The sequence below is a fragment of the Gordonia oleivorans genome (assembly GCF_040044975.1).
GTDB classification, from domain to species: Bacteria; Actinomycetota; Actinomycetes; order Mycobacteriales; family Mycobacteriaceae; genus Gordonia; species Gordonia oleivorans.
The window spans coordinates 1-5,146 of the sequence record NZ_JBDZDI010000042.1 but is presented as its reverse complement, the minus strand read 5'-3'; the positions used below and the strand labels follow the sequence as shown (position 1 = coordinate 5,146).

3 protein-coding genes and 1 pseudogene are annotated in these 5,146 nt (G+C 61.5%); 2 read left to right on the top strand and 2 right to left on the bottom strand.

The features are described 5' to 3' along the window. Window positions 1-152: 152 nt before the first annotated feature. Window positions 153-1,291 (bottom strand): IS3 family transposase gene (locus ABLE92_RS25935; protein WP_085949120.1). Its coding sequence is split into 2 segments (ribosomal slippage): window positions 153-1,021 and window positions 1,021-1,291, totalling 1,140 coding nucleotides; the frame shifts between segments, so codons are not numbered across the junction. A 208-nt stretch (window positions 1,292-1,499) separates the two neighbouring features. Further along, window positions 1,500-1,976, bottom strand: a complete 477-nt coding sequence (locus ABLE92_RS25930) for a PaaI family thioesterase (RefSeq protein ID WP_005194688.1) — start codon at window positions 1,974-1,976, stop codon at window positions 1,500-1,502. Window positions 1,977-2,084: 108 nt separating this feature from the next. Between ABLE92_RS25930 and ABLE92_RS25925 the strand changes: the two genes are divergently transcribed. Continuing rightward, the gene (locus ABLE92_RS25925; RefSeq protein WP_005194691.1) at window positions 2,085-2,693 is read left to right on the top strand and encodes a TetR/AcrR family transcriptional regulator; all 609 of its coding nucleotides are present in this window, start codon (window positions 2,085-2,087) and stop codon (window positions 2,691-2,693) included. A 91-nt stretch (window positions 2,694-2,784) separates the two neighbouring features. After that, window positions 2,785-5,025, top strand: a pseudogene (locus tag ABLE92_RS25920) (MMPL family transporter); the annotation flags it as partial. Between the last annotated feature and the right edge of the window lie 121 nt (window positions 5,026-5,146).

Genomic DNA, 5,146 nt, shown 5'->3' with positions numbered 1-5,146 from the left:
GATCCCGTCGCACAGTGTCCACCACCACTAGGGAGACCATGACAATGTCCGAGTCATTGCTCGACACCTATCCACACCGAATGGGCGGCCATTGCGGCTCCAGCGCGATGCGCGACTTGATGGTGAGGGGGACCCGTTTGGTGGTCCAGTCGCTATGCGGCTTGGGATTGGTGGGTCGTGGTCCACTGTAGAGCGAATTCAGCGGGGCTGAGTTCGCCGTGGGCGCTGTGGGGCCTGGCGGTGTTGTAGTCGGTCCTCCAATCCTCGGTGATCACTTGGGCTTCGAGCAGAGAATCGAAGCGCCACGAGTTGAGCAGTTCATCGCGTAGTCGACCGTTGAACGATTCGATCCAGCCGTTCTGCCATGGCGAACCGGGGTCGATGAACAAGGCTCCGGTGCCGGTGAATCGGCACCAGTCGCGTACGGCGTGGGCGACGAATTCGGGGCCGTTGTCGAACCGCACGTAGACCGGCGCCCCGCGGGTCAAAGCCAGCGTGTCAAGGACTGCGACCACTTGGTCGGCGTCGATTGACCTGCCGATCTCGATGGCCAGGCACTCTCGGGTGTACTCATCAATGATGTTGAGTAGCTTGATCGTACGACCATCAGCGAGGGTGTCGAATTGGAAGTCCATCGCCCAGATCACGTTCGGCCGGATAGGACACATCGCCCCTACGGTGACACCGACGCCGGTCAACCGCTTCTTTTTGCGGCGCTGGGGCACTCGAAGTCCTTCCTCACACCATAGTCGACGAATACGTTTGTCGTTGACCGCCCATCCGGATTTGCGTGCCATCTTCGCTGCTCGCCGCCACCCCCACCGGGGCCGGTCGGTGGAGAACCTGCGTAGCCAGGCCCTCAGCCTGGTGTCCTCGTCGTCCGCTGGTTGTGTCCTCAGGCGCATCGTCGAGCGGTGGATACCGACCACCGCACACGCCCGACGCTGAGACACCCCGAACCGTTCTTGCAGCACCGTCACGGCGCGGCGTTTACGGTTCGGGGTCAAAAGTTTCCCGACGACAGGTCCTTGAGCATGTCAATGTCGAGGGCCTGGTTGGCCACGAGCTTCTTGAGTCGGGCGTTCTCCGCCTCGAGTTCTTTGAGCCGCTTGGCGTCATCAGCTTTCATGCCGCCGTACTGGGCCAGCCAGCGATGCCACGTGGACTCCGCGACTTCGAGGTGCCGGCACACCTCGTCGAGTTCCTGACCAGCGGCGAGGAGCATATTGCCCTCGGCGAGCTTGCGGATGATCTGCTCCGGCGTGTGCCGGCGGCGCTTGTTCGATGTCATGACGTCGTTGATTCTTCCTGCTCGAACAATCGAGCAACAGAGTCCCACAACGACTGGACCACCCAGGAGGGCTCACCTCACAAGCTAAGCGCTCGGTTCACGGGGAGGGCGGTAAGGCGCTGCGAATGGGTTAGATACGTCTCGCCCTCAGGGTTGATGCAGCCTTGCTGTATCGGGTAACACCAGATGCAGGCGCGGTTACGGTATTCTAGTCGGCTTGAAGGAATCGAGTAATCAGGTCTGTGGCGGCGTCCGGGTCTCCGTGGTTCTGAAAGTGACTTAAGTCAACTTTCACGAACACGGCGTTCGCGGTGAAATACGCTTTCTTGCCTACTGTGCCGACCGCTTTGATGGAGAGTGCCCGAGCGGTGTTATCGACGACCGTGGCGACGAGGTGCACGGGTGTGTGCAGTGGCACTGGGTGTCGGTACTCGACGGTGAGTGTTCGAGTGACTGCAGGTGTGCGGGCGATCCACAGGGTGAATCCCATGATGTCGTCGCAGGCTGCTGAGATGGCACCGCCATGGGCTAGGCCGGGTGCTCCTGATTGGCGTTCGTCGAAGGTTAGATCAGCGTAGACGTGGTCGTCATGCCTGTATACCTCGAGCTGGAGTCCGCTGGGGTTGTCGCTGCCACATCCCATACATGATGGCGAGTGCGCTGGTAGCCGCTGATCGAAGCCCATTGGGTGGTCCTCTCTGCGGTCCTCGTTCGGTGTTCGAGCACTCGCAGTTTCGTTCTGTTACCGACGGTATCGTTTGTGCTGTTGGTCTGGAGCGGGAAGTGGGCAAGGGTGGAGATCGCCGATATCGATGATGTGGACCCGAGGCGGGTTCGCTCGCGGGCGCGGTTGTTGGATGCTGCCGCGACCCTGCTCAGCAGCGGTGGGGTCGAAGCGGTCACCGTGGAGGCTGTAACCCGGCTATCTCGCGTAGCCCGCACCACGCTGTATCGACATTTTGAGAGCACCACGGACCTGGTGGCAGCAGCCTTCGAGCGGTTGTTGCCTCAGGTGGACAACCCTGAAACCTCGCAATCGATTCGCGATGACCTGGTCACATTGATGCAACGCCAGGCTGCTCTCATCGAACAGGCTCCGTTGCAGTTGACCACACTGGCTTGGTTGGCAATGGTTCCCAAGCAACCTGGCGAAGAACCAAACGCATTGGGGCCGTTGCGGATGCGCGTAGTCAACCAGTACCGAGAACCCTTTGATCGAGTGTTGACAAGTAGCGCGGCCGCCGCTGAACTCGACGATCCGGACTTGACCATGGCGATCACTCAGCTGGCAGGCCCTCTGGTCTTCGCCAAGCTCACCGGGATTCGCGCGATGGATGTCGCTGATCTCGAGCGCCTCGTCGATGACTTTCTTGCGGCGCACAGGCGGCGCCCGCCTACATAGCCTCACCGCCTTCCACTTTTACGCTACAACTTGTAGCGTAGCGCTACCGATGGTTCCACTGTGGGCCAGATGAGTTGGTGAGGTACTGCGTATGGTGGTCCATCGTCCCGATGACAAGCGCTTGGCAAGGCGGCCGTTGGTCGAGCGCAGCGAGTACAGCTCCACGTTGGGACGAATCGCGCGGTTCACTTTGACGCACAAGTCCCTGGTCATCGGGGTGTGGATAGCTGTCGGGGTGGTGTTGGCGGTGCTGTTTCCTCAGTTGGAGACGGTGGTGCGGCAGCAATCGGTAGATCCGATCCCTGCAGGGGTTCCGTCCTTTCAAGCTCTTGATCAAATGGGTGGCGCATTCGGGGAAAAGGGCGCTAAGACCACTGTCTTCGTGACCATGGAGAACCCGAATGGGCTTACAGAGGTCACGCGAGAGCGATACGACGCGTTGGTCCTACAGCTCCGTGAAAATTTTGACGATGTGCAATCGGTTCGTGACTTGCTGTCGGATCCGATCACTGCCCGCCAGGCGTTGAGTGAGGATGGCAAGGCCTGGTATCTGCCCGTCGGGGTCTCGGGGACCCTGGGCGGTCCGGCGGCGACTCATGCGGTGGAAACCGTCCGCGAAACCGCACGCCGGGTGTTTGAAGATACTGGTACCGCGGTTCATGTCACCGGACCCGCAGCCACCTTCAGTGATCAGATCGTGAGTGCCGAGAGCGACCTGGTCGTGATCACTTTGGCCACAGTCGCGCTGATCGCCCTGATCTTGCTGGTGGTGTACCGATCGCTGTTCACAGCACTGGTGCCGTTGCTGGTGATTGGTGTCAGCCTTGGGGTGGGCCGCGGCGTCTTGTCCGCACTAGGTGAGCTCGGAATGCCGGTGTCTCAGTTCACCGTCGCATTCATGACGGTCATTCTGCTCGGGGCCGGGGTGGACTACTCAGTCTTTTTCATCAGCCGCTATCACGAGCGGTTGCGCCAAGGCGCGCCTACCGCGGATGCTCTTGTGGACGCTACAGCGACGATCGGACGGGTCATCTTGGCCTCGGCGGCGACGGTGGCACTGGCATTCCTGGCTATGGCGTTCGGCGAACTGAGCGTCTTTTCCACCTTGGGTCCGGCCTGCGCGATCGCGATCCTCATCGGGTTCCTCGCCACTGTCACCTTGCTGCCGCCGGTGCTGCAGTGGGCAGCCCGCTTCGGTTGGGGCAACCCCCGACGAGACCTCACGCGCAAGTACTGGAATCGCGTGGCGGTGCTTGTCGTCCGCCGCCCAGTCCCCCTTCTCGCTATAACGATGGTGGGGCTGATCGTGCTGAGCACGATCGCGATGGGTATCCACATCACCTATGACGACCGCCAGGGCCAACCCGCGACGACCGACAGCAACCAGGGATATGCGCTGCTTGACCGCCATTTCCCCACAGATGTGACGGTTGCTGAGTTTCTTGTGGTGGATGCGCCGATCGACCTACGCACCGCCAGCGGACTTGCCGACCTCGAGCAGATGGCTTCGCGGGTATCCCAAATTCCCGGGGTGACTCGCGTCATCGGCGTCACCCGCCCCACCGGCGACAAACTCGAACAGGCCGAGCTGTCGTGGCAGAACGGTCAGATCGGGGACCAGGTGGCAGGCGCCGTCGCAGACGGCCAGCAACGAAAAGGCGACCTCGAGCAGTTGCGCTCCGGTGCCAACCAGCTCGCCGACGGGCTGGCCCAACTCGACACCCAGCTACGCCTCAACCTGACGCCACTCGCCGGTATCCTCACCCAAGCAAGCACCGCCGGTCAACAAATCCAGCAGTACCAACCACTCCTGCGCCAGCTCGCCGCGTCCGCGCCCGCACTCGACCGCGCCTCACAGAACGCCCCACAACTTGCCGCCCTGACCCGCCAAACATCCGCGGCGCTGACAACAGTGACCTCAATCCTACCCCTCCTCGACTCAGCGCCCTGGTGCGCCCAAGTCCCCCAGTGCGCAACCCTGCGCGCACAGATTCGCGACCTCAACGCCACACTAGGGAGTGGACTGCTCGACCAGATCACCACCCTGTCAACACAACTCGCACAACTAGACACACCCCTCACGACGGTCACCGACCAACTCACCGCAACCGTCAACTCCCTCAACTCCACCCTGAGCACCATCAACAACCAAGACCTGCCCGCTAAGATCACTCAACTCCAAACTGGCGTGAGTCAGCTCGCCGCAGGATCACGACAACTCGCCGACGGCGTGTCCGCGCTGATCGACAGCAACCTTCAGCAACTAGCCGGGATGGCCACCCTAGCCACGCAACTCCAAACCTCCGCCCGCGAAACCGCCGGAACAGACTCTGAAGCACCCCAGGTTTCGTGCCACCTCGTTGGTGGGCTACCTGCTGGTAGTGACCCCAGCGTAGTAGGTTGCCTCGTACTCGTTGGGCGGGACCAGGCCGATCGACCCGTGTAACCGGGTG

What these genes read in the sequence shown, in the direction of transcription:
- ABLE92_RS25930 (WP_005194688.1), bottom strand. Translation starts at nt 1,976, where the DNA reads ATGGGCTTCGATCAGCGGCTACCAGCGCACTCGCCATCATGTATGGGA.